This window comes from Burkholderia arboris, from assembly GCF_902499125.1.
GTDB lineage: Bacteria > Pseudomonadota > Gammaproteobacteria > Burkholderiales > Burkholderiaceae > Burkholderia > Burkholderia arboris.
Window position 1 is genome coordinate 467672 of the sequence record NZ_CABVPX010000001.1, and the last position, 25850, is coordinate 493521.

General features: G+C 69.1%; 27 protein-coding genes. 14 read left to right on the top strand and 13 right to left on the bottom strand.

Features of this window, described 5'->3' with window-relative positions; all coding sequences use genetic code 11:
• Window positions 1-119: 119 nt before the first annotated feature.
• From BLA15945_RS02040 to ypfJ, 4 genes are all read right to left on the bottom strand, one after another.
• A complete protein-coding gene (locus tag BLA15945_RS02040) occupies window positions 120-359 on the bottom strand; it encodes a hypothetical protein (protein ID WP_226196261.1) in 240 nt (79 codons plus the stop codon).
• Window positions 337-522: a hypothetical protein gene (locus BLA15945_RS02045; protein ID WP_174991345.1), complete on the bottom strand. Its 186-nt coding sequence runs from the start codon at window positions 520-522 to the stop codon at window positions 337-339. The genes BLA15945_RS02040 and BLA15945_RS02045 overlap by 23 nt, the downstream gene beginning before the upstream one ends.
• 37 nt (window positions 523-559) lie before the next feature.
• Complete coding sequence (locus tag BLA15945_RS02050; RefSeq protein ID WP_174991346.1) at window positions 560-1288, bottom strand: helix-turn-helix transcriptional regulator; 729 nt, start codon at window positions 1286-1288, stop codon at window positions 560-562.
• A 164-nt stretch (window positions 1289-1452) separates the two neighbouring features.
• On the bottom strand, window positions 1453-2355 hold the full coding sequence (gene ypfJ / locus BLA15945_RS02055) for a KPN_02809 family neutral zinc metallopeptidase (protein ID WP_059240954.1): 903 nt from the start codon (window positions 2353-2355) through the stop codon (window positions 1453-1455).
• Window positions 2356-2748: 393 nt separating this feature from the next.
• Here ypfJ and BLA15945_RS02060 point away from each other — a divergent pair, with 393 nt between their 5' ends.
• From BLA15945_RS02060 to BLA15945_RS02080, 5 genes are all read left to right on the top strand, one after another.
• Window positions 2749-3540, top strand: a complete 792-nt coding sequence (locus BLA15945_RS02060; protein WP_059239864.1) for an SDR family NAD(P)-dependent oxidoreductase — start codon at window positions 2749-2751, stop codon at window positions 3538-3540.
• Window positions 3541-3734: 194 nt separating this feature from the next.
• Entirely contained in the window at window positions 3735-4772 is a 1038-nt protein-coding gene (locus tag BLA15945_RS02065; protein WP_174991347.1) for a LysR family transcriptional regulator, read from the top strand.
• 99 nt (window positions 4773-4871) lie between these two features.
• Window positions 4872-5561, top strand: coding sequence for a DUF4286 family protein (locus BLA15945_RS02070; protein ID WP_059239860.1), 690 nt, complete (start codon window positions 4872-4874; stop codon window positions 5559-5561).
• Between the two features lie 92 nt (window positions 5562-5653).
• Complete coding sequence (locus BLA15945_RS02075; RefSeq protein WP_174991397.1) at window positions 5654-6973, top strand: MFS transporter; 1320 nt, start codon at window positions 5654-5656, stop codon at window positions 6971-6973.
• A gap of 49 nt (window positions 6974-7022) precedes the next feature.
• Window positions 7023-7724 carry a DUF2848 domain-containing protein gene (locus BLA15945_RS02080; protein ID WP_174991348.1) on the top strand — a complete coding sequence of 234 codons (702 nt, stop codon included), beginning with the start codon at window positions 7023-7025 and terminating at the stop codon, window positions 7722-7724.
• A 351-nt stretch (window positions 7725-8075) separates the two neighbouring features.
• On the opposite strand, the gene BLA15945_RS02085 is transcribed toward BLA15945_RS02080, so the two are convergent.
• Window positions 8076-9053: an NAD-dependent epimerase/dehydratase family protein gene (locus BLA15945_RS02085; protein WP_174991349.1), complete on the bottom strand. Its 978-nt coding sequence runs from the start codon at window positions 9051-9053 to the stop codon at window positions 8076-8078.
• A 98-nt stretch (window positions 9054-9151) separates the two neighbouring features.
• Here BLA15945_RS02085 and BLA15945_RS02090 point away from each other — a divergent pair, with 98 nt between their 5' ends.
• Window positions 9152-10054, top strand: coding sequence for a LysR family transcriptional regulator (locus BLA15945_RS02090; protein ID WP_174991350.1), 903 nt, complete (start codon window positions 9152-9154; stop codon window positions 10052-10054).
• Window positions 10055-10069: 15 nt separating this feature from the next.
• On the opposite strand, the gene BLA15945_RS02095 is transcribed toward BLA15945_RS02090, so the two are convergent.
• Window positions 10070-10390, bottom strand: a complete 321-nt coding sequence (locus BLA15945_RS02095; RefSeq protein ID WP_174991351.1) for a DUF7660 family protein — start codon at window positions 10388-10390, stop codon at window positions 10070-10072.
• A gap of 60 nt (window positions 10391-10450) precedes the next feature.
• Window positions 10451-11323, bottom strand: coding sequence for a LysR family transcriptional regulator (locus tag BLA15945_RS02100; RefSeq protein ID WP_174991352.1), 873 nt, complete (start codon window positions 11321-11323; stop codon window positions 10451-10453).
• A gap of 145 nt (window positions 11324-11468) precedes the next feature.
• Between BLA15945_RS02100 and BLA15945_RS02105 the strand changes: the two genes are divergently transcribed.
• Window positions 11469-12929, top strand: coding sequence for an MFS transporter (locus BLA15945_RS02105; RefSeq protein WP_174991353.1), 1461 nt, complete (start codon window positions 11469-11471; stop codon window positions 12927-12929).
• 73 nt (window positions 12930-13002) lie between these two features.
• Here BLA15945_RS02105 and BLA15945_RS02110 read toward each other — a convergent pair whose 3' ends face one another.
• Complete coding sequence (locus tag BLA15945_RS02110) at window positions 13003-13200, bottom strand: oxidoreductase-like domain-containing protein (RefSeq protein WP_081052008.1); 198 nt, start codon at window positions 13198-13200, stop codon at window positions 13003-13005.
• 160 nt (window positions 13201-13360) lie between these two features.
• Here BLA15945_RS02110 and BLA15945_RS02115 point away from each other — a divergent pair, with 160 nt between their 5' ends.
• Entirely contained in the window at window positions 13361-13783 is a 423-nt protein-coding gene (locus BLA15945_RS02115; RefSeq protein WP_059239847.1) for a RidA family protein, read from the top strand.
• A gap of 76 nt (window positions 13784-13859) precedes the next feature.
• Here the strand turns inward: BLA15945_RS02115 and creD are convergent, their stop codons facing one another.
• The 5 genes from creD to BLA15945_RS02140 all read right to left on the bottom strand — a co-directional run bounded on the left by creD (window position 13860) and on the right by BLA15945_RS02140 (window position 19326).
• On the bottom strand, window positions 13860-15248 hold the full coding sequence (creD, locus tag BLA15945_RS02120) for a cell envelope integrity protein CreD (RefSeq protein WP_174991354.1): 1389 nt from the start codon (window positions 15246-15248) through the stop codon (window positions 13860-13862).
• Between the two features lie 103 nt (window positions 15249-15351).
• On the bottom strand, window positions 15352-16803 hold the full coding sequence (gene creC, locus BLA15945_RS02125) for a two-component system sensor histidine kinase CreC (RefSeq protein WP_059239842.1): 1452 nt from the start codon (window positions 16801-16803) through the stop codon (window positions 15352-15354).
• Between the two features lie 15 nt (window positions 16804-16818).
• Window positions 16819-17571, bottom strand: coding sequence for a two-component system response regulator CreB (creB, locus tag BLA15945_RS02130; protein ID WP_174991355.1), 753 nt, complete (start codon window positions 17569-17571; stop codon window positions 16819-16821).
• Between the two features lie 75 nt (window positions 17572-17646).
• Window positions 17647-18360 (bottom strand): SDR family NAD(P)-dependent oxidoreductase, encoded by a 714-nt coding sequence (locus BLA15945_RS02135; protein WP_059239838.1) that lies wholly within the window; start codon window positions 18358-18360, stop codon window positions 17647-17649.
• A gap of 57 nt (window positions 18361-18417) precedes the next feature.
• Entirely contained in the window at window positions 18418-19326 is a 909-nt protein-coding gene (locus BLA15945_RS02140; protein WP_059240951.1) for a sterol desaturase family protein, read from the bottom strand.
• A 765-nt stretch (window positions 19327-20091) separates the two neighbouring features.
• Between BLA15945_RS02140 and BLA15945_RS02145 the strand changes: the two genes are divergently transcribed.
• From BLA15945_RS02145 to BLA15945_RS02170, 6 genes are all read left to right on the top strand, one after another.
• On the top strand, window positions 20092-21186 hold the full coding sequence (locus BLA15945_RS02145) for a hypothetical protein (RefSeq protein ID WP_174991356.1): 1095 nt from the start codon (window positions 20092-20094) through the stop codon (window positions 21184-21186).
• A 108-nt stretch (window positions 21187-21294) separates the two neighbouring features.
• The gene (locus BLA15945_RS02150) at window positions 21295-21600 is read left to right on the top strand and encodes an EF-hand domain-containing protein (RefSeq protein WP_174991357.1); all 306 of its coding nucleotides are present in this window, start codon (window positions 21295-21297) and stop codon (window positions 21598-21600) included.
• 46 nt (window positions 21601-21646) lie between these two features.
• Window positions 21647-22360, top strand: coding sequence for a response regulator (locus BLA15945_RS02155; protein ID WP_059239830.1), 714 nt, complete (start codon window positions 21647-21649; stop codon window positions 22358-22360).
• Window positions 22360-23706 (top strand): ATP-binding protein, encoded by a 1347-nt coding sequence (locus tag BLA15945_RS02160; RefSeq protein WP_174991358.1) that lies wholly within the window; start codon window positions 22360-22362, stop codon window positions 23704-23706. The genes BLA15945_RS02155 and BLA15945_RS02160 overlap by 1 nt, the downstream gene beginning before the upstream one ends.
• A 248-nt stretch (window positions 23707-23954) precedes the next feature.
• Window positions 23955-24722: a DUF4410 domain-containing protein gene (locus BLA15945_RS02165; RefSeq protein WP_174991359.1), complete on the top strand. Its 768-nt coding sequence runs from the start codon at window positions 23955-23957 to the stop codon at window positions 24720-24722.
• 159 nt (window positions 24723-24881) lie between these two features.
• On the top strand, window positions 24882-25574 hold the full coding sequence (locus BLA15945_RS02170; RefSeq protein WP_174991360.1) for a dihydrodipicolinate reductase: 693 nt from the start codon (window positions 24882-24884) through the stop codon (window positions 25572-25574).
• The last annotated feature ends 276 nt before the right edge of the window (window positions 25575-25850 follow it).

The window sequence follows — 25850 nt, forward strand, 5'->3', positions numbered from 1 at the left end:
GCAGCGCGTGGCGGATCGTGGCGGGTTCGAACCCCGCGGGACGCGGCCGGAAACTGGCCCGATATCGGCACGGACAACTGCTGCTCAGATACCGGACTGTCAGTCCGGTCGTTGAATGGCTAGTTTCTGAAACCGTGCGCCATCGATGCAAGGAAGTCGTATGCCTGGTAATCCAGCCAGTAAATGCCGAGCGTCAGCGGGATCAGGAAGTACAGCGAATCGTACGTCCCGCTTCGCACGGTCCCGACGATGAAAATCGGCAGCGCAATGCTCAACGCGATGACCACGAGCGAAACGGCAATGATCGCGACGTCCATGTTCCCGGCCCTTTGATTGTTATCGAAACGACGATCGCGCATGGTACTTCACGATCTCGCAGGCCGGCTGGCAGAGCGACGACGGGCACGGCGCGGCCAGCAGCTGACGGACATGCGGCGCCGCATTCCCGACCCGCTCGTTTTCCCTGGCGCTTCCCAAGGTGAACCGGCAGAAGCTTGCGCCGAGGTCGCGGTCGAATTCCATCGGGCGGTCCGGCCGACCGTCTCGACGATCCGTCGGATCAAAGGAACAACGCCCCGACCAGTTCGGTGCGGTTCGACACGCCGAGCTTGCGATACATGCGCATCAGGTGGGTCTTGATCGTCGGCTGCCCGAGCGCGAGATCGCGTGCGATCTCCTTGTTCGAGCGGCCGTCGCGCACGAGGCGGGCGATCTGCTCCTCGCGATAGGTCAAACGCTCTTCGCAGCCGATCCGGTGGATCCCGCGCCGCGCGCGCAGCAGCGGGCTCAATGCGGCTTCGGCCACCGGCTGCAGCCGCGCGAGCGCATCGATTTCGCCGGGCGCGAACCGGCCCGCCGTGCAGTTGCCGTCCGCGTCCCCCGTCCCGAAACGCAGCAGCGAGAACGCGCCGATCGTGCGGCCCGCGTCGCGCAGCCAGATTTCGACGACGTCGGCCACGTCGTGCCGCCGCAGGAAACGGGTCCAGTACGCGGACGCATCGCGTCTTTCGTCAGGCAATTGGGACGCGAGCGTGACGACCGCGCATTCGCCTGCCGCGCAACGCGACGGGTGCAGCGGATCGAGCATCCGGTAGCGCGCGACATAGGTGCGGTGCATCGATTCCGGCATCCCGAACAGCTCGAAATCGGCCGGTTCGCCGCTCTGGTCGAGCCGGTAGAACACGATCGCGGACGGGCTCGCGAACGCGTCGAACGCCGCCACGCAGGCGCGCAGCGCGCGCTGCCAGTCGGCGGCGTCCTGGTCGGCGGGAACGGAGGGGGTCGGCATGATGGAGTCGGCTGGCGGGCGAACGGATCGATTTGCGAGGTTCGGGCCAGCCTACCGGCGCCGAAACGCGCCGGTGAGCACAAATCGGCAAATCGTCCCGGTTCGGCCGGGATGACGGGTCCAGCCGGGACGATGCGGGCGCGCGAGACGGGGCGCGCCCTGTTTCAGCGTGCGTTCGCGGCGAACGTGTCGCAGGCGCTCAGCTCGCCCGACTCCATCCCGCGCCGCAGCCAGTACACGCGCTGATCGCTGGTGCCGTGCGTGAAGCTCTCCGGTACGACGTAGCCCTGCCCCTGCTGCTGCAGGCGATCGTCGCCGATCGCGGCCGCCGCCTTCAAGCCCTGCTCGAAATCGCCCGGTTCCATCAGCCGCTGGTTCGCGTGCTGCGCGTTGTTTGCCCACACGCCGGCGAAGCAGTCGGCCTGCAGTTCCATCCGCACCGACAGCGCGTTCGAGCGCGCCTGGCTCGACCGCCGCCGCGCGGCGTCGACCTTGTCGGAAATGCCGAGCAGGTTCTGCACGTGATGGCCGACTTCGTGCGCGATCACGTAGGCCTGCGCGAAATCGCCGCCCGCGCCGAAACGCTTGCGCAATTCGTCGTAGAAACCGAGATCGATATAGACCTTGCGGTCGGCCGGACAGTAGAACGGCCCCATCGCCGTCTGGCCCGTGCCGCAGGCGGTCGGCGTCGAGTTCGTGAACATCACGAGCTTCGGCGGCTCGTACTGCGCATGCAGCTGCGTATTGAACACGCCCGTCCACGTGCGCTCGATATTGCCGAGCACCTTGCGCGTGAACACCGCGCCCGGATCGTTCGCCGGCGCGCCCTGGCGCTGCGCCGGCACGCCCTGGCGCTGCTCCGGCGCCGGCTGCGCCTGCTGCTGGCGACCCTGCAGCGCCGACGCGCCTTCGAGCACCACGCGCGGGTCGATCCCGAAGAAATACGACGCGGCCAGCGCGACCACGATCGTGCCGATGCCGATCGTCGCGCCGCGCCCGCCGCCGAAGCCGCCGGCGCCGCGGCGATCCTCGACGTTCATGCTTTCTCTTTCGTCGTCCAGCCTCATTGCCGGGCCCTCCCTGTTCTTGTCGATGGTCCGGTCGCGCCAGCGCACAACCGGGCGATACGCCGCGGCGGCGCGCTCCATCGGCGGACCCGATACCTGTGCCTCGGGCGCATGCTCGCGCCGATCCTGCCGGCCTGCCGCTCCGCTCGCACGACGGAATCGGCCGGCCGACGCGCCGTGCGTCGATGCGTGCGCACGCCCGCGCTATTTTGCCGGGCTTTCGCGACTTATCGCAAAAATGTGGAGGATAGAGCGATTCGGCGCCGCACATCGTCAGCCTTTGCAAAATGGGCCACGGCCGTCCGGACGACCCTCGTTCATCCTTTCGGCGGATACCGGCGTACGCCGGCGCCGCCTAAAGTGACCGGAACCCACCCCTTACCGGAGAACGACATGACGCACCCGCAACCCCGCACGATCGCGATCACCGGCGCGGGCACCGGCATCGGCGCCGCATGCGCGCGCCGCTTCGCCCGCCGCGGCGACCGCGTCGTGCTGATCGGGCGCCGTCAGGCGCCGCTCGACGCACTGGCCGCCGAGACGGGCGGCCTCGCGCTCGCAGGCGACGCCGCGAGCACGGCCGACTGGGCCGGCTTCCTGCCGCGCATCGCCGAACGCTTCGGCCGCGTCGACGCGCTCGTCGCGTGTGCGGGCGGCCACGGCATCGGCCGCGCGGACGAAACCGACGACACGCAGTGGCGAAACGCGATGCACGCGAACCTCGACACGGCGTTCGTCAGCGCGCGTGCGTGCCTGCCCGACCTGATCGCGCAGCGCGGCAACATCGTGCTGGTCGCGTCGATCGCGGCGCTCGCGGCCGGGCCCGGCGTGTGCGGCTACACGGTCGGCAAGCACGCGCTGCTCGGGCTCGCGCGGTCGCTGGCACGCGACTACGGCCCGCACGGCGTGCGCGCGAACGCCGTGTGCCCGGGCTGGGTCCGCACACCGATGGCCGACGCGGAAATGGAACCGCTGATGGCCGCGCACGGCGACTCGCTCGACGGCGCGTACGCACGCGTCAGCGCCGACGTGCCGCTGCGGCGCGCGGCCGAACCGGACGAAATCGCGGCCGTCTGCGCGTTCCTTGCGTCGCCGGACGCGTCGTTCGTCACGGGAGCAACGCTCGTCGCCGACGGTGGCGCAATGGTCGTCGACGTGCCGACGCTCGCGTTCGACCCGCTTTGACGCAAGCGGGCACGCCGCCCGCGTGGCACATCGTGGCGGGCAGCGTGCCGGCACCGGGCCGCCGGTACCAGTACAGATACCCGTACCCGCCACGACACACGCGCCGCGCCGCCCGCTCGTTTGCCGCCCCGGAAATCCGCTACCATCGACCGATCCCGCCGCCCTCCCGGCGCCGCCTCACAGTTCGGACTTCGATGAACATCCGGTTTCTTGAAACCTTCGTCTGGCTCGCGAAGCTGGAAAACTTCCGGCTCACGGCCGAAAAGCTGCACACGACACAGGCCGCCGTGTCGAGCCGCATCGCGTCGCTCGAGGAGGCGTTCGACGTACGCCTGTTCGACCGCAACACGCGCTCGGCCACCCTGACGCCCGCGGGCCGGCGCATGCTCGCGTATGCAGAGCGGATCGTGCGGCTCGACGGCGAAATGCGCCGCGACATCGACGCGGCGAGCGACGCGGGCCTGATCCGGATCGGCGTGATCGAATCGATCGTGCACAGCTGGTTTCCGGCGTTGATGGCGCAACTGCGCGAGCGCTATCCGCGCCTCGACGTCGAGATCACGAGCGACACGACGCTGCATCTGATCCGCCTGCTCAGCACCGACGGCGTCGACCTGATCATGCAGACCGACCCGGTGCCGGGCCCCGACTTCACGAACCTGCCGCTGTGCGAATTCCCGGTGCGCTGGGCCGCGAGCCCGCGCCTCGGGCTCGGCGGCCAGCCGCTCGACGTCGCGCGCCTGGCCGAGTTTCCGATCATCAGCTTCTCGCGCCACTCGGGTCCGCACGCGACGATCGAACGCCTGTTCGCGGCCGTCGAGCGGCCGGCCAGCATCAACTGCATCACGTCGGTCGCCGCGATGATCCGCCTCGTCGCCGACGGCTTCGGCGTGGCCGCGCTGCCGCCCGCGATCATCGGGCGCGAGCTGCACGAAGGCGCGCTCGAACTGCTCGACGTCGAGCCCGAATTCCCCGCACTGCCGCTCGTCGCAACGTACCGCAGCCAGGGGCTGCCCGTAGCGGCGCGCATCGCCGAACTCGCGAGCGAAGTCGCGCGCGCAATGGCCGCCGCGGCCAGCCATGCGAAGCCGGCTGCGCCCGAACGCATCGACACAACGCCCACACGCAAGGCGACCAGAACGAAGACGAATGCGCCGGCGAAAACGACACGCACGAAGCAAGCCGCGCCGCCCGCCCCTCCCGCCGCGAAACGCCGCCCGCGCCGCTCATAAGAAAACCTGTTCACCGCGAATTTGTTTTCTTGTTGGACGGGTGCGGCCCGTCTTCGGGACACTGCGGTTCCTGACACACCCCGTCACGAGGACCCCGCGATGACCCGCCTTTCCCTTCCGCACGGCCAGCTTTGCGTCTGGACGGATATCGACCCCGCGCACGAAGCCGATTTCAACGCGTGGTACGACCGCGAACACATGCAGGAACGTGTCGCGATTCCCGGCTTCACGCATGCGCGGCGCTTTCGCGCGACCGACGGCGGCCCGCGCAAGTACCTCGCGCTGTACGTGACGGATGCGCTCGACGTGTTCCACGGCGATGCGTACCGGCGCGCGTTCACGCAGCAGACCGCATGGTCGCTCGCGAACTTCGAACGCATGACGGGCACGCAGCGGCGCGTCGGCGAACTGACGATCGAGGCCGGCGACGGCGAAGGCGCGCATCTCGCGCTGTTCGTGCTGCCGCCGGACCGCATCGACGTGCCGCACCTGCGCCGGCACCTCGACGACGCCCTGCGCGAACCGGGCATCCACGCCGCGCGGCTGTTCCGCACCGCGCCTGACCTGTCCGCGCCGATCGGCGCCGATGCGGCCGCCCGCCCCGCCGCCGATGCGCTCGTGCTGATCGAAGGCAGCGACGCAGCGGCCACGCGCCGCGTGGCCATCGCGCTCGCCGGGCATGACGACGTCCGCACGTTCGACCTGCTGTGGCGCGCCGCCGCGCCGCTGCAGGTTGCGCACCGCGCGCCCCAGGCCGACCCGGCTACCGCTGCCGCATTGCCTGCTTGAACGTCGAGCGCCGAACGCCGGCGCCCGCCGTGCCGCATTCACACGCGGCCGACACGCCGGCCCCGCGATTTCCCCCCGTCATCCGTCACGACCTGCCCGATACCATGAGCACTCTCGCCCAGCCCGCCGCCCACGCGCCACGCCGCGTCCGCACTAGCCGACTCGCGACCGCGAGCATGATCGGCACGTCGCTCGAGTGGTACGACTTCACGATCTACAACACACTCGCCGCGCTCGTTTTCAACCACCTGTTCTTCCCGTCGGTCGATCCGCTGGCCGGCACGATCCTCGCGTTCTCGACCTATGCAGTCGGCTACGTGTCGCGCCCGCTCGGCGGTTTCGTGTTCGGCAACCTCGGCGACCGCATCGGCCGCCGCGCGGTGCTGATGCTCACGCTCGTGCTGATGGGCGTGACGACCGCGCTGATGGGTGCGCTGCCGACCTATGCGCAGGCCGGCATCCTGAGCCCGATCCTGCTCGTCGCGCTGCGTTTCGTGCAAGGCGTCGCGCTCGGCGGAGAATGGGCCGGCGCGGTGCTGCTGTCGGTCGAACACGGCGACCAGAAGCGACGCGGGCTGTCCGCGTCGTGGACGCAGATCGGCCCGTCGTTCGGCACGCTGCTCGGCACCGGCTGCATCGCGCTCGTGACGCTGTCGACCACGTCCGACAACTTCCTGTCGTGGGGCTGGCGCGTGCCGTTCGCGGCCAGCGCGCTGCTCGTCGTGTTCGGCTTCTGGCTGCGGCGCGGCGTCGACGAAACGCCGCAGTTCGAGCAGCTTGCCGAATCGCACGCGACCGCCGAAGTACCCGTCGCCGATGTACTGAAGTATCACTGGAAGCGCCTGCTCATCGCGGGCGGCTCGCGGATCGGCTCGGACGTGCTGTATGCGCTGATCGTCGTGTTCACGCTGACCTACGTGACGACCGTGCTGCACCTGTCGCGCCCCGTCGCACTGACGGCCGTGATGATCGGCACGGCCTGCAATGCGCTCGCCGTGCCGCTCTTCGGCGCGCTGTCGGACCGCTTCGGCCGCCGGCCCGTGTATCTCGCCGGCGCAATGGCCGGCATCGTGTGGGCGTTCGCGTTCTTCGCGATGCTCGATTCGGCGCGCCCCGCCGCGATCGTCGCGGCCGTGGCGATCGGCCTCGTGATCCACGCGGTGATGTACGGCCCGCAGGGCGCGTTCGTGACCGAACAGTTCCCGACCCGCGTGCGCTATGCCGGCTCGTCGCTCGCGTACACGCTCGCGGGGATCGTCGGCGGCGGCTTCGCGCCGCTCGTGATCGCCGCGCTGTTCCGGCAGACGGGCACGACGACGGCGGTATCGCTGTACGTCACCGCCGCGCTCGTCGTCACGTCGATCGCGCTGCTCGCCGCGCGCGAGACCGCACACCGGCCGCTCGAGGATTGAGCGTCTCCGCCAGCCGGTTCATTCCTTCGCACTTCAAACGGATATCCGCATGCCAACCCTGTCGTTCAACGTGATTCCCCTGCAAGGCGCGCCGGCCGCCGCCGACGTCGACATCGAGCGCGTCGTGATTGCCGGCTGGGCCGGCCGCGACCCGGCCGCGATCCAGGCGCATATCGACGAACTCGCGGCACTCGGCGTCGCGCCGCCGTCGACCACGCCGTGCTTCTACCGCGTGGCGCCCGCCCTGCTCACGCAGGCGCCGTCGATCGGCGTGCTCGGTGCGCGCTCGGGCGGCGAGATCGAATGCGTGCTGGTCGACAGCCCGGCCGGCACGCTGGTCACGGTCGGCTCCGATCATACGGATCGCGAAGTCGAGGCGTACGGCGTCGCGGTATCGAAGCAGGTCTGTGCGAAACCACTCGGACGCGACGCATGGCGTTATGCGGACGTCGCCGATCACTGGGACGCGATCGAGATGCGGTCGTGGCTGATTGCACGCAACGGCGAACGGATCGCGTACCAGCACGGTGCGGTGAGTGGGCTGCTCGCACCGGACGTGCTGTGGCAGCGTTTTGACGACCGCCGCACGATGCCCGCGCGCTGCGCGATGTATGGCGGTACGGTCGCCGTGCACGGCGCGATCGCGGCCATGGGCGACGGCGATGCGTTCGAGATGGAACTGCACGATCCGGTGCTCGGGCGCAGCCTGCGGCACCGGTATGCGGTCGAGGTGTTGCCGGTCGTGGCGTGACGGGCAGCGAAAAACCGCACGGCACGCAGGCGCGGAGGGTTTCAGTCGCTGCGCCTGTGCCTACCGATAGGGTTGAAAACAGTGGTAGTCAGGAAAATTGAACTGTGAGTTGTCGCAATACAGAACGCCGGCCAGGTCGGTGCAACCGCTCAATGTGGAAATAATGGCCGCTGCAACCCACACTTTCCGTCCGAAATACAACATCGCACCCCCGTTTTCGCATTGTCGGTATTGACCGACATGATGCTCATCGGACGCGCCCGGGTATGTGGAGAATTGTTGTCCCGCGGGTTCTTCACTGCGCGATGATGCTTGCCCGTGCCCGGCCATGACCGTGGCACGGGCCCTGGCTCACTTGAGACACCCGAGCCCGGCCAGCGTCGCCTCCACCGCCGTATCGAGCGGCGTCACCGGCTCGCGGCCAAGCACTGCGGTGACGCGCGCGTTGTCCATCCGGATCGGTTCGCGCCACAGGTAACGCATCTCGAGCAACTCGCGCAGCGTCGTCACGAACGGCGCGGCCGCCCAGACGATCCACCACGGGAAATTGCGCAGCGCCGGCCGCATCCCGTGCCGTTGCGCGACCCGTTGCACGGCCAGCGCCATCTGCGTGCCGTCCTCGTCCCAGTGCCCGCCCAGGTGAAAACGCGCGAACGGCTCCAGCGTCTCGCGCCGCTCGATCAACTCGAGCATCGTGCGGGCCACGTCCGGCACGTACGACCATTGATGGCCGATGCCGCGGCTCGGCACGCTGATCGCCGCGACGGGCCGCCCGGGCTTGATCAGCCCCTGCGAGAACCAGCTGTTGCCCAGGTGCGGCCCGAAGAAATCGCCGGCTCGCACGACGATCGCCCGCACGCCGTGCTCGCTGGCGTCCTGCAGCCGCCGCTCCATTTCGACGCGAATCGCGCCCTTGCGGGTCGACGGATGCTGCGGCGCATCTTCCCGCAGCACCGGAAACGCGTCGGCGCCGAAGTTGTAGATCGTACCGGGCAGCACGATGGTCGCCTGTGCGGCCCGGGCCGCCGCGATCGAGTTGTCGACCATCGGCAGCACCTGCTCGGCCCAGTTCCGGTATCCGGGCGGGTTCACCGCATGCACGATCACGCTGCAGCCGCGCGCGGCGCGGACCACCGCATCGCGATCCAGCGCGTCGCCGCGGAGCCACGTAATGCCGTCGCGCTCCACGATCTCGGCATCGAGCCCGCGCTTGAGCGCCCGCACCTGCCAGCCTGCATCGCGCAACTGCCGCGCGACTTCCCCGCCAATTCCGCCGCTCGCGCCGAGCACGAGTGCCTGCCGTTGCGTCCCGCCTGCGTCCGTCGTCATTGCCGCTCTCCTTGAATGAACCATCGTGAGACGCATTCTGGCGCGCCGGATCATAACAAGGAATTGCCTAGCCCAGCACATCGGCTATACATTTATGTATGACCATCGATCTGAACTGGGAACGCTACCGCACCTTCCTCGCGGTGCTGACGGAAGGCTCGCTGTCCGGCGCGGCGCGCGCGCTCGGCATTACGCAGCCGACGGCCGGCCGCCACGTCGCCGCGCTCGAAGCCGCGTTCGGCCAGACGCTGTTCACGCGCTCGCCGTCGGGCCTGCTGCCGACCGAGGCCGCGCTTGCGCTGCGCGGTCATGCGGAAGCGCTGCGCAGCGCGGCGGCCGCGTTCGAGCGCGCGGCGGCGAGCCACGGCGCGGGCGTGCGCGGCATCGTGCGGATCTCGGCCAGCGACGTCATTGCCGTCGAGGTGCTGCCGCCGATGCTCGCGCAATTGCGGCGCGACCATCCGGGGCTCGTCATCGAACTGGTGCCGACCGACCGCATCCAGGACGTGCTGAAGCGCGAGGCCGACATCGCGGTCCGGATGGCGCCGCCCGCGCAGGACGCGCTCGTCGCGCGGCGCGTCGGCGAAATCGAGGTCGGACTGTATGCGCGCGACGATTACCTGGCGCACCACGGCGCGCCCGCGACGGTCGACGCACTCGCGCATCATGCGCTGATCGGTTTCGATACGGTCACGCCGTTCATCCGCTCGGCGGGGCGCGGGATGCCGCTCTGGAAGCGCGAGTCGTTCGCGCTTCGCACCGACAGCAACCTCGCGCAGCTCGCGATGATCCGCGCGGGCTACGGGATCGGCTTCTGCCAGTCGGCGCTCGCGAAACGCGACACGCGGCTCGTGCGCGTGCTGCCGGACGGGCCTTCGATGCGGCTGGAAACCTGGGTCGTGATGCACGAGGACCTGCGGGCGAGCCCGCGCTGCCGGGCCGTGTTCGACGCACTGGCGACCGGGTTGCGCGCGTATGCCGATGGCGAAGCCATCGAGTAGCAAGCGCGCGCCGCGCTATTCGTAGATTTTCCCGGAGAACAGGATGTCCGCGATGCGTCGCCAGGGATTGTCGGGCACGTCGTAGAAGCGCAGCCCCTCCTCCGATGCCTCGGCCCACTCGACCATGGCTTCCAGGTACTCGCCGATCGAACGGTTTTCCCAGCCAAGCGCGGCACGGGCGTACGGCGACGGCGGCGCATCGGCCTCGAGCTGCCGCTCCTTGTGCCAGTCGTGGCCGAGCATGCGCAGGAATTGGATCAGCGAACGCTCGTCGACCACGCGTTCCAGCGCGTCCTGCAGCCTGGCGGCCATCTGGTTTTTCAGTTCGTCGTTCATGCCTGTCTTCCCCTGGCGCGCCGCTCGGATACGCGCCGCCGCGTGTCGCGCGGCCTGGTTTTACATCAGCAATTGGCGCGACAGCACCTCGCGCGCCTGGGTGACGGTCTCGCGTTCGCCCGGCATCGGCGGCGTCAGCGAAAACACCGCGTCGGGCAACGGCGGCAACCGGTATTTCGTGCCGAGCCGCATCAGGCCGTCGCCGATCGCCGATGCGCACAGACAGCCGACCCCGAGCCCCGCCGCGACCATCGACTGCAGCCCCGCGACGCCCGACGCACTGTGCACGAGCGCGTACGGCGTGTGCCGCTCGTCGAGCGCGCGCACGGCGACCTGATGCATCATGCAGTCGTCCGGCAGCAGCACGAGCGGCAGCGGCTCGGGCAACTGCTCGGCGAGCGCGGGCGACGCGACCCACGACAGCGGTTCGCGCCGCAGCACCCAGCGCGTATCGGCTGACGCCGGCCGGAACGGCCCGCTCGACATGTTCATCACGACGCCGAGATCGATCTGCCCCCGCGCATGCGCCGCCTCGATCTCCACGCTCTTCATCGCGCTCACGTGCAGGCTCAGCTGGGGGTAGCACTCCCGCAGCCGCGCCAGCATGCCTGCCACTTCATTCGTGCGGAAGTAGTCGGTGATCGCGACGCGCAGTTCGCCCTGGATCGCCTGCCCGCGCAGTTCGTCGAACGCGGCCTCGTTCAGCGCCACGATACGCCGCGCGTGCTGCAGCAGCCGCGTGCCGGCCGGCGTCGGCTCGACGCCGCGCTTGCTGCGCACGAACAGCGGCACCCCGGCCCGCGCTTCGAGCTTGCGCACCTGCTCGCTGACCGTCGATTGCGACAGATGCAGCAGCGGCGCAGCGGCCGTCAGGCTGCCGGCGTCCGCGACTGCCGCGAAAGTACGCAACTGGTCCAGGTCGAAACCGCGCATGGTCGTGCTCCATCCATCGAATAACCCGATGGATGCTACCACTCTTTCCCGCTTTTCCGAATCATGGGCCATCGCCAGAATACGGAGTCAACGGCCTGCGTGCGTCGATCGCGCATGCGGCCCTCATTTTTCGGATCCTGCTTCCATGACGAACCCCACTCTTGCCCCCTGCGCGCCGGCCGGCGCGGCTGCCGCGGCGACGCCGCGCAGCCATCACGGCTGGGCGCTCGTGGTCCTGCTGGTCGGCGCCATTCTGCCGCCGCTCGACTACTTCATCGTGAATCTTGCGCTGCCGGCCATCCGCGACGGCATCGGCGCGCGCCCGGCCGAATTGCAGCTCGTCGTGTCGGCGTATGCGTGCGCGAGCGCGGTCGTGCAGATCACGGGCGGCCGCCTCGGCGACCTGTACGGCCGCAAGCGCATGTTCATGCTCGGCATGGCCGGCTTCGTGCTCGCGTCGACGCTGTGCGGGCTGGCCGGCAACGGCACGGTGCTGGTCGGCGGCCGGGTGCTGCAGGGCCTGTTCGCCGCGATCCTCGCGCCGCAGGTGCTCGCGACGATCCGCAGCGTGTTCAGCCCGCAGGAACAGGTGCGCGTGATGGGCTTCTACGGATTCGCGTTCGGCCTCGCGGCCGTGATCGGCCAACTCGGCGGCGGCGCGCTGATCAGCCTGCATCCGTTCGGGCTCGGCTGGCGCGCGATCTTCCTCGTCAATCTGCCGATCGGCATCCTGGCGCTGATCGGCAGCTGGCGCTTCATCCCGGAAAACCGGCCGCCGCGCGGCCAGCGCATCGACGTGCCGGGCACGGTGCTGATGTCGCTGTTCCTGCTGATGCTCGTGTATCCGCTCACGCACGGCCGCGAGGCCGGCTGGCCGCTGTGGATGATCGCGTGCCTCGTCGGCGCGCTGCCGATGCTCGGCGCGCTGCTGGCGGTCGAATCGCGCCGGCTCGCCGGTGGCCGCGATCCGCTGCTCGACGTGCGCCTGTTCCGCAACCCGGTCGTCGCGCTCGGGCTCGTGCTCGCATTCCTGTTCTACATGCTGAGCGCATTCTTCCTGAGCTACGGGATCTATCTGCAGGGCTGCCTGAACTGGTCGCCGCTCGCGTCCGGGTTCGCGATCCTGCCGCTCGGGCTCGGCTTCCTCGCGAGCCCGCTGCTGATGCCGCGCCTGGTCGCCCGGTTCGGCGGGTATCGCGTGCTCACGCTCGGCTTCGTGATGCTCGCGGCCGGCGTCACGGCCGCCGCCGCGCTCGCCCGCGCAGGCGCGCCGGGGCCCGGTTTTTATGCGGGCATCGCGGCGATCGGGATCGGTCAAGGACTCGTATTGCCGTCGGTCGTGCGCATCGTGCTCGCGGAAGTCGATGCGGCCCGCGCGGGCGTCGCGTCAGGAATGGTCAGCGCGATGCTGCAGATCGGCGCGGCCGTCGGCGCCGCGACGATCGGCGGCGTGTTCTTCGCGCGGCTCGGCGTGCATCCGGCCGCGCTCGACTACGTGCAGGGGTTCAGGACGTCGATGTTCACGCTGACGGTCGTGTTGGTGGCGTGCATCGCACTGTCGACGGCGCTCGGGCCGCTGCACCGGCGGCTGCATGCGGGCGCGTAGCCGGACAGGGATGGCAGCGTCGGCAGAAGCCGAATCGAATCGTCAACGGCGCAGGCTCGCGCCGGCACCCGGTTCAATGGGGCTGCTTGCGCTCTGCTTGCCGCGCCTCCCATTCGGCCAGCTCGACGCGATAGCGCGCGAGTGCTTCGTCGTAGAGGTCGAAAACGCACGGCGAACAGCCGCTGTTGCAGCAGTCTTCCAGTTCGGGTTGTTCAGGTGGGGTCGGACGGGGATCGTCGACGGACGGATCCCCGGAAACTTGGTTCGGCACGGCGTGGTCCGGTGATGTGGAATGGTCAGTATAGGGCGATCCGGGCCATCGCCGCTTTCAGCAGGCCGGCCGGGTCGACGATGAACCCTCCATAATGTCGCGATGGCGAACGCAGCGCTCCGTTGCGGCCGCCCCGTTCCCGCCCCACCGGAGCTGCGCGATGGCCGAAGCCGTGAATCCACCGGAAGTCTGGGCGCCGTTCGGCGCGTTCTCGATGGCCGTGATCCAGGGCGACGGAAGGATCGTGCATCTGAAGGGGCAAGTCGCGCTCGACCGCGACGGGCAGGTTGTCGGCCAGCGCGACATGCGCACCCAGGTACGCCAGACGCTCGACAATATCCGCGACGTACTGGCCGCGATGGGCGGGCAGATGCAGGACGTGATCTCGCTCGTCCACTACGCAACCGACATCGACGCATTCATGCAGGCCGGCGACATCCGCAAGGCTTACTTCGCCGAACCCTATCCGGTGACGACGACCGTCCAGGTCGAGCGTCTCTACCATCCCGACCTGCTGATCGAGATCACGGCCGTCGCCGAAATTCCGCTCGCGCGCTTTCGCCGGCCGGCAGCGCACACATGAAACCTGGCCGCCCCGCGCAAAAACGCGCGCCGGCCGAAGCATTCCCGGCCGGCGCGCTTGCTCGCCACCCGCGCAGTTACTTCGCCGGCGCCCCCGGTTTCGCCGCCCCCGGCTTGTCAGACAGCGGCTGCCACGCGGCGCCGAGCGAATACCAGTCGACGCGGCGCGTCAGCGTCATGATGCCGGCGAGGATCGCGAACAGCAGCAGCGAACCGAGCATCAGCGCATTGTCCTCGGACAGCAACAGCCCGTAGAGCGCCGCATACAGCATCGCGAGCAGCACCGTGAACGTCGCGCCGCGCTTCACGCTGTGCAGCACGAACGACAGGTAGAAGCCGAGCAGCCCGATGCATGCGCCGCTCGCCGCGAGATACGCATAGCCGAACGCGATGTGCTCGGACAGGCTCAGCAGCAGCAGGAAGAACAGCGCGAGCGACAGGCCGACCAGCGTGTACTGGATCGGGTGAATGCGCAGCCGCTTCACGAGTTCGTACATGAAGAAGCTCGCGAACGTGAGCATCACGAACAGCGCACCGTATTTCGTCGCGCGTTCGGCCTGCAGATAGACGTTCACGGGTTCGATCACCGACACCGACGCCATCTCGATCGCCCCTTCACCGTTGCCGGCCGCGACCTGCTCGCGCGCCTTCGTGTTGAACGACGTCACGTGCCAGTTGCTGACGAAGCCGCGCGCATCGATCGTGCGCTCGGCCGGCAGGAACTCGCCGCCGAAGCTCGGATGCGGCCACGTCGATTTCAGCGAAAAGTCGTTCTGGTCGCCCACCGGCGCGAACGCAACCGATTCCGCCCCCGCCAGCGGCAGGCCGACGCTGAACGGCACGACCGCCGCCCCTGCGTTTGCGTCCATCAATGCCGCGAGATCGACATTCGCATGCACGCCCTGGCGCAGGCTGTCCAGCCGCGTGCCCTGCTCCACGTCGAGCGGCTTGCCGCCGATGCGCAGGTCGGGTTGCGCCTTCAGCCCGCGAAGATCGCCGATGCCGAGCGTGACGTACGCGCTGTCGATCTTGAAGCTCACGTGACCGTCGGCCTGCGGCAGCTTCTTCAGGTCGGGCAGCGGCAGCGTGCCCGTCATCCGGCTGTCGAGCCCGTACACCAGCGCCTTGTGGATGCCGCGATAGCGCACGCTGACCGACAACGTGCCGTCGACGTTCAGTGTCTTCGGAAACACGAGCAGGCGCTTCGTCTCGCTTCGCAGGCTCGTCTTCGTCTTGCCGCCAGCCGGCGAGTCGTCGCGCACGCGCGTGACTTCCGTGTAATGCACGACGAGCACCGGCCCGGTCACCGTCTGCGGCCCCGCGTAGCTCGCCCAGATGCTCTGCAGCGCACTCTGCCGATAGTCGGCGCGTTCCCGCACGATGCTCTGGACCATCTGCAGCGGGATCAGGATCGCCAGCGCGAGAAACGCGGTGATCACGGACTTGAACAACAGGACTCGATTCATTGCTGACACGTACCGGAGTGGAAGATACGGTCAGCATGAGCGGGCCCGGTGAAGGGCGATTGAGGCCGGTGTGAAGCGAATGTGTGGCGAACGTGAAGCGCGCTCAGCCGGCCGACGGCAGCGTGAGCGTCGCGCACGCGCCGCCTTCGGCGCGGTTGGCCAGCGCGACCTGGCCGAGGTGCAGCATCGCGACTTCGCGGACGAAACACAGCCCGAGGCCCGTGCTGCGATCCTGCCCGTCCGGGCGCGGCAGCGAATAGAAGCGCTCGAACACGCGCGCCAGCGCGTAGTCGGGCACGCCGGGGCCGTCGTCGTCGACGCGCACGATCGCGACGTGCGCCCTGCCCGCCGGCTGCCGTTCGAGCGCGATCCGGATCGTGCTGCCCCGCGGCGCGAAATCCAGCGCATTGTCGAGCAGGTTGCCGAGCGCCTGGCGCAGCAAGAACGGATCGCCTTCGACGACCGCCGGTTCCGCCGCATCGTTCGCGTCGATCCGCAGGTTCACGCCACGCTGCCGCGCGCGCGGCTCGATATCGTCGATCAGCTGTTCGAGCACCCGCCGCAGCGCGACCGGCTCGTGCACCGACAGGCGCTGCTTCTGCTCGACTTCGGCGAGCGCGAGCAGCTTGCGGATCATCTGTTCGAGGCGGCCGGCCTGGCGGCGGATGTTCTCGGTGAAGCGCCGGCGGTTCGCAACCGGCATGTCTTCCTGCAGCAGCTCGGCCGCGCCGCTGATCGCAGCCAGCGGGCTCTTCATCTCATGCGTGAGCGTGTGGATATAGGTTTCGACGTACTGCCGGTCCTCCAGCCGCTGATGCATGCTTTCCACCGCGCGCCCGAGCTCCGCCAGCTCGTTCGCGCCCTGCAGCGGCATCGTCGCGCGCTCGCCGGCCGCGATCGCGCGCGCATAGCGCTGCAGGCGCCGCAGCCCGAGCACCAGCCACCACGTGCACGCCACGCCGATCAGGATCGCGCCGCCCATCAGCAACGCACCGTACAGCATGATCTTGCGCTGGCTGCGTGCGATGAACGGCGCGACCGTCTGGTTCGGCTTCGCGATCGTCAGCACGCCGATGATCTCGTTGCCGCGCCGGATCGGCGCCGCGACGTGCATCACGGTGCTGCTGTCGTCGTTCGGATCGCTGCGCGTGCTGCGCGCGCCGTATTCGCCGCGCAGCGTGCGGTACACGTCGTTCCAGCGCGAATAGTCCTGCCCGAGCGCGCTGCCGGACGAGTCGTAGCGCACGATGCCGTGCGCGTCGGTGATGTAGAGGCGATAGCCGATCGCGTTCTTCTGGATGCCCCACACGTTCGCGCTGACCGGGCGCTCGTGCAGTGTCCCGAGCTGCCGCGCGAACGCGCCGTCGGCGATATGCCCGTTCGCCATGTCGTCGGCGGCCAGCGTCGCCAGCACCTGCGCGGTGTCGACGAGCGTGTCCTCCATCGCTTCGCGCACGCCGGGCTTCACCTCCTGCACGAACACGCGCAGCGTGATCAGCGCGGCCAGGCCGACGATCAGGAAAAATCCGAAGAAGATGCGCAGGCCGATATGCATGGGCGGTGCCGGTCGTTACGGTTGCAGCGAATAACCCATCCCGCGATGCGTGCGGATCGGGTCGCGCTCGGAATCGATCGCGCGCAGCTTGGCGCGCAGCGTCTTGATGTGCGTGTCGACCGTGCGGTCGGCCGAATCGAGCGCCTCGTGCCAGACGAGGTCCATCAACTGCTCGCGCGAATAGATGCGCCCCGGATGCTGCACCAGCAGCGCCAGCAGGCCGAATTCGTAGCGCGTGAGGTCCAGCGCGTGGCCGAGCCACGATACGCGCGCGCCGTCGGTGTCGAGCGTGAAACCCGGCGCGGCGGCCGGCGTCGCTGCGGGTGCGGGTGCGGGTGCGGGTGCGGGTGCGGGTGCGGGTGCGGGTGCGGGCGCGGGTGCCGGTTCCGGCGCCACCGTCCGGTAGAAGCGGCGCAGGATCACGCGCACCCGCGCCGCCAGCTCGCGCGGCGAAAACGGCTTGACCACGTAATCGTCGGCGCCGATCTCGAGCCCGACGATCCGGTCGATCTCGTCGTGCCGCGCGGTCAGGAAGATCACCGGAATATCGGTGAAGGTGCGTAGCCGCCGGCACACTTCGAAACCGCTGAGGTCCGGCAGGCCGACGTCGAGCACGATCAGATCGAAGCGCGTATCGCGCAGGCGGTCGAGCGCCGCCTGCCCGAGCGTGCAGTGGACGGTCTGCATGCCGTCGGTGCCGAGGGCATAGACGATCGTGTCCGCGATCGCCTGTTCATCTTCGACGATCAGGATAGTGGGCTGATTCATGGTCTCGGGTTCGGGTCGCGCAATCCGCGTGCGACATTGTACGCACGGCCGCCGCGCGAACCCCTTCCCGGCGCGCTACGCCACGCGGCCGCTCACCGGAATCGATGCACCGGTGATCGCCTGCGCATCGGCCGACAGCAGGAACCCGATCGTCGCGGCGATCTGCTCGGGCCTCACCCAGCGCGTGAAATCCGCGTCGGGCATGTCCGCGCGGTTCGGCGGCGTATCGATGATGCTCGGCAGGACCGCGTTCACGGTCACGCCGCGATCGAGCAGTTCGGCTGCCAGCGCCTCGGTGAGTCGCGCGACGCCGGCCTTCGCGGCCGCATAGGCACCCATGCCCGCGCCCGCCTTGAACGCCGCGCCCGCGCCGATGTTGACGACGCGGCCGGCCGGGCTCGCCAGCAAATACGGCAGCGCGGCCTTCGACGCGTTCAGCGCCGTCTTCACGTTCAGATCGTACATGCGGTCCCACGTGGCGGCATCGCCGTCGGCAATCGTCTGCCACACGAATGCGCCGGCGACGTTCAGCAGTGCGTCGACCCGGCCGAATTCGCGGTTGACCGATTCGAGCGCCCGCGCCGCAGCCTGCGGATCGACGAGATCGATGCCGCCGATGCGCAATGCTTCGGCCGGTACGCCGGGCAGCGCCTGGGCATCGGGGGCCGCGCCGCGGCCGATCAGCGCGACGCGTGCGCCGCGCTCGCCGAGCCACGCGGCCGTTGCGACGCCCAGATGACCGAATCCGCCGGTGATCGCGACTGCCTTGCCTTTCAGGTCGTGTTCCATCGATGAGTTCTCCTGGATCGAGAGTGGTTTGACGAAGTTCCGACAGCGTAGCGCCGTTCACGCATCCGTGCGCACGGCGACGAGGCTGCGGCGGCGCAGTTCCTCCGTCGTTTCGCCCAGGTTGCCCGGCCGCCAGCCCGGCGGCAGCATCACGAAACGGATCGCGGTCCATACGTCGCGGGCCGTCGCGACGTCGCGGGCGAGGCTCGCCCAGTGCTCGAGTTCGACGACGAACGGATTGCGCGAGCGCGTCGGCGTGACGAGGCCGTAGCGGCACGGTTCGTCGGCACGCTCGGCGACATAGGTGCCGAACAGCCGGTCGAACACGATCAGCACGCCGCCGTAGTTCGCATCGAGGTAGTCGAGATTCGACGCATGGTGCACGCGATGCGCGGACGGTGTATTGAACACGTATTCGAGCCAGCCGAGCTTCGGCATCCACGTGTTGTGCAGCCAGAACTGGTACATCAGGTTGAACGACAGGATCGCGAGCACGGCTTCAGGACGCACGCCGAGCCACACGAGCGGCGTGAAGAACATCGCGGCGCCGGCGATCTTGCCGGTCCAGCCGAGGCGAAATGCGGACGACAGCGTCAACTGATTCGGCGAATGATGCACCGCATGCGTCGACCAGAAGAAACGCACACGATGCGACGCGCGGTGATACCAGTAGTAGCAGAACTCCTGGCCGACGAACACGAGCAGCCCGAGCGCGACGCTGTGGACCGGGATCGTGAAGAGCCGGTGCGCCCACGCGAAATCGAACAGGGGTGTGGCGAGCGACAGCGGCACCAGCGCGAGCAGCTTGCGGCCCGCGAGATCGGCCAGCGACAGCCAGACCTCGTTCCAGTCGAACGGTTCGGGCTGACGGCTGCGGCGCCAGGTGAGCACGGCCGCCTCGACGAGCGAGACGGCGACGATGAGAAGTGTGACGTAGTACGCGAGCTTGCCGGTGGTGGTGAGCATGATGGGTCTTTCCTTCGGTTGAGTCGGACGCGTCATGGGCAGCACGTGCTGCCGTCGCGTCGAATGGAACGCACTGTAGTGGGCGCGGAACGGAAAGACCACGCGGGAAATATGTCGCCGTATGTCGCGCAGCAATGCGCTCGCTCGATGAGCCGCGACCGCGCGTGCGTGGGGATTGGCGGTCGGGTCGCGGGTTGCCCGGCGCGTGCATGGGCGACGGAAACTGTGTCGCCGTATGTCGTGGTGAAGCCGGTCGGTGGTGTGCGGGACAGGTATCGACGAAACGACGAAACGGCACGGCTGAGCGACCCGGGGATATTGCCGTTGACGATCGGGCGTTCGTCCATTCGCCCTTCACCGGACAGCATGCCGCGTCGGCTACAGCCCTGTCGCAGCGGGTTCCGGCCCCGGGCATCGCGTGCTGTCCATATCAATAGGTGTGTCGCGAAGCGTGTCACGACGCAGCGCCTGCCTGAATCGGTCGGTAAATGTGTCGCCGCATGTCACCGCGACACCTGCTCGGGCCACGCACGACATACGCCGACCGGGATTGCTTCACGCCCCCTTCTCGTCGCGCCCAGCCTTTCCCTGCAACGCATGCCCGCGACCGGCGCGGCCGGCGCCCGCATTCGTCGTACCGAAATACGGCACGTCACGTGTAACACCGCGACATCTTTCATGACGCGACGAACACGCGTCGCCGTCCTAAAGTTCGTCCCGTCGCCACGCCACTGCGTGCACCGCAACGAACCGCAAGGACACCCGATGAAAACCCGCTTCCTCGTCACCGCCGCCGCACTCGCCACGCTCGCCAGCGCACCGGCCTTCGCCGGCTGGTCCGGCCACGGCACCGCCTACACGCCGCACGGCACCTTCAGCGGCGCGCACGCCGGCTCGTGCGGCGGCGGCAGCTGCTCGCATGCGGGCGGCGTGATCGGCCCCGGCGGCGGCATCGCAACCAATACCGGCACCGTCACGCGCACCGCGCCGGGCCAGTTCTCGAACAGCGGCACGGCCGTCGGCCCGAACGGGCGCTCGGTCGAGCACAGCGGCGACACGAGCTGCGCGGGCGGCACCTGCTCGCATACCGGTTCGCTGACTGGCTCGGACGGCCGCAGCGCGTCGACGTCGGGCAGCGTGACGCGCAACGGCCCGGGCCAATACTCGTCGAGCGGCACGATCACCGGCTCGGGCGGCAACACGGCCAGCCACACCGCATCGACGAATTGCGCGGGCTCGACCTGCTCGCGCTCGGGCACCGTGACCGGCACGGATGGCGGCAGCGTCACGCATTCCGGCAGCGCGACGCGCGTGGCGCCGGGCGTCGTGACGACGTCGGGCGGCTCGACGGTCGTACACGGCGGCACGGTCTCGACCGGCGGCTCGACGGTGATTCACGGCAGCACGGCGGCAGGCGGCGCGGTGGTCGTGGCCGGCGGGACGGTGCCGGTTCCCGTGCCTGTACCCGTGCCGGTGGTGCCGGTCGTGCCGTCCCCGCCGGCCGCCGTGGTCGTGACGGCTCCAGCGGCCAACGCCACGGTCGCCGTTGCCGCACCCGCACCTGCGCCGGCCGCTGTCGTCGTCGCGGCACCGCCGCCCGCGCCGGCTGCCGTCGTCGTCACGCCCCCGCCGCCGAAAGTCGTGCATGTTGCGCCGCCGAAGGCCGTCGTGGTCGCCCCTGCACCGCGCATCGTCTACGTTGCCCCGCCGCCGCCGAAGGTCCTGTATCTCGCGCCGCCGCTGCCGCGCGCCGTGTACGTCGCCCCGCGCGCGGTGTATGTCGCGCATCCGCCGCGCGCCGTCGTGTGGGTGCCCGCCCACTGGGCCGGCCGCGTCTGGGTGCCCGCGCACTGGGCGTGATCCGGCGTCGCCCCGCCACGCTTCATCGATTCGTTTCGCTTTTCATCCGTTCCAGTTTCATCAACCACCCGGCCGGCGCAGACCGTCGGCCACGCAAGGAGAAACCCCATGAAGTCCATCAAGAAGATGATTGCCGCCGTCGTTTTGTGTATCGTCTCAGCAGCAGCGTCGGCCCAGCAGATGCCGCCGGGCGCGGCGGCCGGCGGCGCACGCGCCGAGCATGCGCTGATGCAGTTGCAGACCCGCTTCGCCAACGCGAACACGACGCACGACGGCAAGCTCACCCGCGAGCAGGCCGCTGCGGGCATGCCGATGGTGGCGCAGCATTTCGACGAGATCGACGTGCAGCACAACGGCTACGTCACGCTCGCGCAGCTCGCCGGGTTCATGCGCCAGCGCATGGCGGCCCGCTGATCGCGGACACGAGTCCGGCCGCACCGCACGCACCGGGAGGCAGTCGATGGAACAGTCCTGCAGGATCGTCGTGCTCGACGATGAAGCCGAATTGCGCAACATGCTGCAGCGCTTCCTGACCGGCCACGGCTTTCAGGTTCGCGCGGTCGCCGACGGCAAGCGCCTCGATCGCCTGCTGCAGCGCGAACCGTACGACCTGCTGGTGCTCGATCTGATGATGGAGCCCGAGGACGGCCTGAGCGTGTGCCGGCGCCTGCGCGCCGAAGGCCAGACGCTGCCGATCCTGATGCTCACCGCGAAAGGCGACGCTGCGGACAAGGTTGTCGGCCTCGAGACGGGCGCCGACGACTATCTGGCGAAACCGTTTCTCCCCGACGAACTCGTGGCCCGCATCCGTGCGCTGCTGCGGCGGCAGAAGATGGCGGCCGGCGAGCCGACCGTCACGTCGCAGCAGTTGCGCTTCGGCGCATTCACGTTCGACGTCGGCCAGCAGACGCTGATGCGAGACGGCGTGCCCGTCGAGATCCATTCGGCGCAGATGCTGCTGTTGCACGCGCTCGGCTCGTCGCCGAACCGCGCGGTGAGCCGCGAGAACCTGCTCGCCCGCGCACGCGGCCGCGACCACGCCGCACTCGACCGCAGCGTCGACGTGCAGATCCTGCGGCTGCGCCAGATCGTCGAGGACGATCCCGGCAAGCCGCGCTTCATCAAGACGGTCTGGGGCATCGGCTACATGCTGGTGGCCGGCGTCGAAGCGTGATGCGCATCCCGCTGCCGCGCTCGCTGCTCGCGCGCAACATCGCGCTGCTGGTGGCGCTCGTCGCCCTGTCGCTCGCCTGTTCGCTCGGTGTGTTGCTGCACTACGTGCAGCGTCCGCGCATCGAGCGGGCATCGATCATCTTTTCCGACTACGTGCAATTGCTCGACCGTACGCTGGCCGGCATGCCGCCCGACGCCGGCCGCACGGTGGCCGCGCAGTTCGGCGGCCAGGCCTCGCCGCCGCCCGCCGCGCCGCCGCATGCGCCGAACCTGGCGGCCTTCTTCCGCACCTGGCAGCGCGACGTGTTCATGCAGGCGCTCGAACGCCATCTGCCGCCCGACCTGCCGGCGCGCTGGCAATCGGGTGACGACGAACGCCTGTGGATCCGGTTGCATGCGGCCGGCTCGCCGGTCTGGGTACCGCTGCCGATGGCCGCCGACGCGCAGGCGAGCGGCATTACGACCGCCCTCGTGCTGTCGGTCGGGCTGGCGCTGCTGGCGGCGTTGACCGGCTACCTGATCCAGCTCCACCTGAACCGGCCGCTCGACGCGCTGGCGCGGGCGGCGCAGCGCGTCAGCGCAGGCGAGCGCCCGCCGCCGCTGCCGACCGACGGCCCGACCGAAATCGCCGACGTGAGCCGCGCATTCAACCGGATGGCCGATGCGCTGCAGCAGGCCGAAGCGACCCGCTCGCTGATGCTGGCCGGCGTGTCGCACGACATCCGCACGCCGCTGACCAAGCTGCGCCTGGCGATCGCGATGGCGCTGCCGCGCGGCACGCACGACGCACTCACTGCATCGGCCGAGCATTATCTCGACCAGATCGATACGATCCTCCAGCAATTCATGGACTACGCGGGCAGCGGCGAGCGAGAAACACCGCAGCCCGGCGACCTGAATGCGTTGATCGGCCAGCTTGTCGCGGATTTCGCGGGGCTCGGTCACGAATTCGAATTCGACGAAGGCGACGTACCCGCGTTCGCGTTCCGCCCGATCAGCGTGATGCGGCTGCTGATGAACCTGATGCAGAACGCGGTCGTGTACGGTCGTACCGGGCTGGGCGTGCAGACCTGGACCGAGCACGGCGTCGCGTATGCGGTCGTCGGCGATCGCGGCAACGGCATCCGTGCGGCGGAACTCGAGCGGCTCAAGGCGCCGTTCAGCCGCGGTGCAAACGCGCGCAGCCATGCGGGCGGCACGGGGCTCGGGCTTGCGATCGTCGAACGGATCGCCCGCCTGCACGGCGGTTCGCTGACGTTTCGCGACCGCGATGGCGGCGGCCTGGAGGCCGTCGTTGCGCTGCCGCTCGAGCCGTCCGTGACGGCGCGAAGATCGCTTTCGGCCTGACTGCCCGTCTGCCGGCCTGCCTGCCCGGCGACCTGACCGCCTGGCTTGTCCACACGCTCCGGCGCGTGACATACGCCGACATCATTCCTGCGTGGCGCATCACCCTCGACCTCCGCATACTTGCGCCTGCGTGTTGCGCAACGGCATGAAACCTCTCCCTCGCCAGCGATCACGCCCCGCTTCCGATCGTTCGCGTTCCTGAATGCTGCGACCGTATCGACAACTTCATCCAGGCCCCGGAGATCGACATGTTCAGTTCCCTTCACACCCTTTCCGCACATGCCAAACGTCTGACCAGTGTCGCGCTGATCGCCAGCGCGCTCGCGATGACCGGCTGTGCGTCGACCGCGACCACGGCCATGACCGCCGCGCCGGCGGCTCGCACGCAGTCGCAGGTTCACGCGGACGTCGTCTATGTGTCCCCGTTCGACGTGGACACGACCGATGTCAAGACCGACGGCGGGATGATCGCCAAGCTCGCGGCCCTCGCAAAGGGATCATCCGCCGACGCGCAGCGCCAGCAGAGTGCGCTGAAGACCCGCGATCAACTCGCCGACGCGCTCGTGCGCGAACTCCGGTCGCAAGGCATCCCCGCGCTACGCGGCCCGGTGCCGGACGGCCGCGACGCGCTGGTGATCGAAGGCCGGTTCGAGACGATCGACGCCGGCAACCGTCGCCGCCGCACGCTGATCGGGCTCGGCGCCGGCAAGAGCGAAGTGGGTGCGGCGGTCACCGTGGTGTTCCGGCCGGCGTACGGCGCGCCGCAGCCGCTCGGCACGTTCTCGGCCAGTGCCAATAGCGGCCACATGCCCGGCATGGTCGAAACCGCCGGGGTTGGCGCGGCAGCCGGCCGCCTCGCGACGTCGGCAGCAGTCGGCGCCGGCATGCATGGCGTGTCGGAAGCGAAGCACGACACGGTGGCGTCCGACACCGACCGCCTCGCGCGCTCGATCGCCAAGCAACTCGCCGCGCAGAACGCAGCAAATTCGTGGCTGCCTGCGGTGTCGGCGAGCTGACGCACCGTATCGCCGCCTGTGCGGCCCGGCGGGCGCGCAGGCTGGCGGCCGGGCATAATGCGCGAGGCCGCTACGTCGGCACGCGCCGCGACCGTGCCGCGCAACCCGACGGCCGGCGCCATGCTCGTCACGAATCCCGAACCTCAACCCGTCAATTCCATGCAAGTACTCGTCGTAGGAACCGGCAAGCTGGCCAACGAACTGCTCGACGCGCACCGGCTCGACCCGGCAACCTGTCGCGTGATGCCGTGGTCGGACAGCGCGCAAAACGACGTGCAGCGTAGCGCTGCCCGAACGATCGTCGTGCATGCCGGTTCCGGCCGCGAACTCCCTGCCGCGATCGCGTTCTGCGCAGCCACCGCATCGCCGCTCGTCGAGCTGTCGACCGGCTCCGAGCTCGAAACCGGCACGCACGCTTTCCCGGTCGTACTGTGTCCGAACACGAACATCCTGATGCTCAAATTCATGAGCATGCTGGAAACCAGCGGCCACCTGTTTCATGACTGCCGGATCACCCTGACGGAATCGCACCAGGCCGGCAAGACGTCCGTCCCGGGCACGGCCGTCGGGATCGGCCAGTCGCTCGGCGTGCGGCCGGAAGACATTCGCTCCGTGCGCGACCCGGACGTGCAACGCAGCGAATTCGCGGTTGCCGACGATCAGCTCGGCCGCCACGCGATTCACCGGATACGCATCGACGACGGCGCATGCAGCCTGCAGTTCGAATCGCGCGTGGTGGGCGCGACACCTTACGCGGACGGCGTGTCGCGCATCGTCGACGCCGTCCGGCAACACGACCTCGAGCACCGCCGCTATTCGATCGTCGAATTCATCCGCAACGGCTGGCTGTAATCGAGGCGATACGCCACGACAGGCGGCAGCAGGCAGCAGGCAGCAGGCACAGGTGCATCGCGTCCGTCATTTACGCAGTGCAACAAGGTGCGCCTCGGATTGAAATGTCATTGATCGCTTCGCCGGCGACTTCCGGGCCGCGCGTCCCGCCGCCCGGAAGCCGCCACGAGCGACCGTCGTTTCGTATTGGCCGGCAAGCTAGCGCCTTATCGGCCGACGCCCATTCGCAGCGATGGGGCGCACATCACTGCCGACGTCGGCGCCAGAACCGCCCCC

What these genes read in the sequence shown, in the direction of transcription:
- BLA15945_RS02165 (WP_174991359.1), top strand. Translation starts at nt 23,955, where the DNA reads ATGTTCAGTTCCCTTCACACCCTTTCCGCACATGCCAAACGTCTGACC.
- BLA15945_RS02090 (WP_174991350.1), top strand. Translation starts at nt 9,152, where the DNA reads ATGACCATCGATCTGAACTGGGAACGCTACCGCACCTTCCTCGCGGTG.
- BLA15945_RS02145 (WP_174991356.1), top strand. Translation starts at nt 20,092, where the DNA reads ATGAAAACCCGCTTCCTCGTCACCGCCGCCGCACTCGCCACGCTCGCC.
- BLA15945_RS02100 (WP_174991352.1), bottom strand. Translation starts at nt 11,323, where the DNA reads ATGCGCGGTTTCGACCTGGACCAGTTGCGTACTTTCGCGGCAGTCGCG.
- BLA15945_RS02135 (WP_059239838.1), bottom strand. Translation starts at nt 18,360, where the DNA reads ATGGAACACGACCTGAAAGGCAAGGCAGTCGCGATCACCGGCGGATTC.
- BLA15945_RS02170 (WP_174991360.1), top strand. Translation starts at nt 24,882, where the DNA reads ATGCAAGTACTCGTCGTAGGAACCGGCAAGCTGGCCAACGAACTGCTC.
- creC (WP_059239842.1), bottom strand. Translation starts at nt 16,803, where the DNA reads ATGCATATCGGCCTGCGCATCTTCTTCGGATTTTTCCTGATCGTCGGC.
- BLA15945_RS02070 (WP_059239860.1), top strand. Translation starts at nt 4,872, where the DNA reads ATGACCCGCCTTTCCCTTCCGCACGGCCAGCTTTGCGTCTGGACGGAT.
- BLA15945_RS02150 (WP_174991357.1), top strand. Translation starts at nt 21,295, where the DNA reads ATGAAGTCCATCAAGAAGATGATTGCCGCCGTCGTTTTGTGTATCGTC.
- BLA15945_RS02155 (WP_059239830.1), top strand. Translation starts at nt 21,647, where the DNA reads ATGGAACAGTCCTGCAGGATCGTCGTGCTCGACGATGAAGCCGAATTG.
- BLA15945_RS02080 (WP_174991348.1), top strand. Translation starts at nt 7,023, where the DNA reads ATGCCAACCCTGTCGTTCAACGTGATTCCCCTGCAAGGCGCGCCGGCC.
- BLA15945_RS02140 (WP_059240951.1), bottom strand. Translation starts at nt 19,326, where the DNA reads ATGCTCACCACCACCGGCAAGCTCGCGTACTACGTCACACTTCTCATC.
- BLA15945_RS02040 (WP_226196261.1), bottom strand. Translation starts at nt 359, where the DNA reads ATGCGCGATCGTCGTTTCGATAACAATCAAAGGGCCGGGAACATGGAC.
- BLA15945_RS02060 (WP_059239864.1), top strand. Translation starts at nt 2,749, where the DNA reads ATGACGCACCCGCAACCCCGCACGATCGCGATCACCGGCGCGGGCACC.
- BLA15945_RS02050 (WP_174991346.1), bottom strand. Translation starts at nt 1,288, where the DNA reads ATGCCGACCCCCTCCGTTCCCGCCGACCAGGACGCCGCCGACTGGCAG.
- BLA15945_RS02085 (WP_174991349.1), bottom strand. Translation starts at nt 9,053, where the DNA reads ATGACGACGGACGCAGGCGGGACGCAACGGCAGGCACTCGTGCTCGGC.
- BLA15945_RS02065 (WP_174991347.1), top strand. Translation starts at nt 3,735, where the DNA reads ATGAACATCCGGTTTCTTGAAACCTTCGTCTGGCTCGCGAAGCTGGAA.
- BLA15945_RS02045 (WP_174991345.1), bottom strand. Translation starts at nt 522, where the DNA reads ATGGAATTCGACCGCGACCTCGGCGCAAGCTTCTGCCGGTTCACCTTG.
- BLA15945_RS02160 (WP_174991358.1), top strand. Translation starts at nt 22,360, where the DNA reads ATGCGCATCCCGCTGCCGCGCTCGCTGCTCGCGCGCAACATCGCGCTG.
- creB (WP_174991355.1), bottom strand. Translation starts at nt 17,571, where the DNA reads ATGAATCAGCCCACTATCCTGATCGTCGAAGATGAACAGGCGATCGCG.
- creD (WP_174991354.1), bottom strand. Translation starts at nt 15,248, where the DNA reads ATGAATCGAGTCCTGTTGTTCAAGTCCGTGATCACCGCGTTTCTCGCG.
- BLA15945_RS02115 (WP_059239847.1), top strand. Translation starts at nt 13,361, where the DNA reads ATGGCCGAAGCCGTGAATCCACCGGAAGTCTGGGCGCCGTTCGGCGCG.
- ypfJ (WP_059240954.1), bottom strand. Translation starts at nt 2,355, where the DNA reads ATGAGGCTGGACGACGAAAGAGAAAGCATGAACGTCGAGGATCGCCGC.
- BLA15945_RS02095 (WP_174991351.1), bottom strand. Translation starts at nt 10,390, where the DNA reads ATGAACGACGAACTGAAAAACCAGATGGCCGCCAGGCTGCAGGACGCG.
- BLA15945_RS02105 (WP_174991353.1), top strand. Translation starts at nt 11,469, where the DNA reads ATGACGAACCCCACTCTTGCCCCCTGCGCGCCGGCCGGCGCGGCTGCC.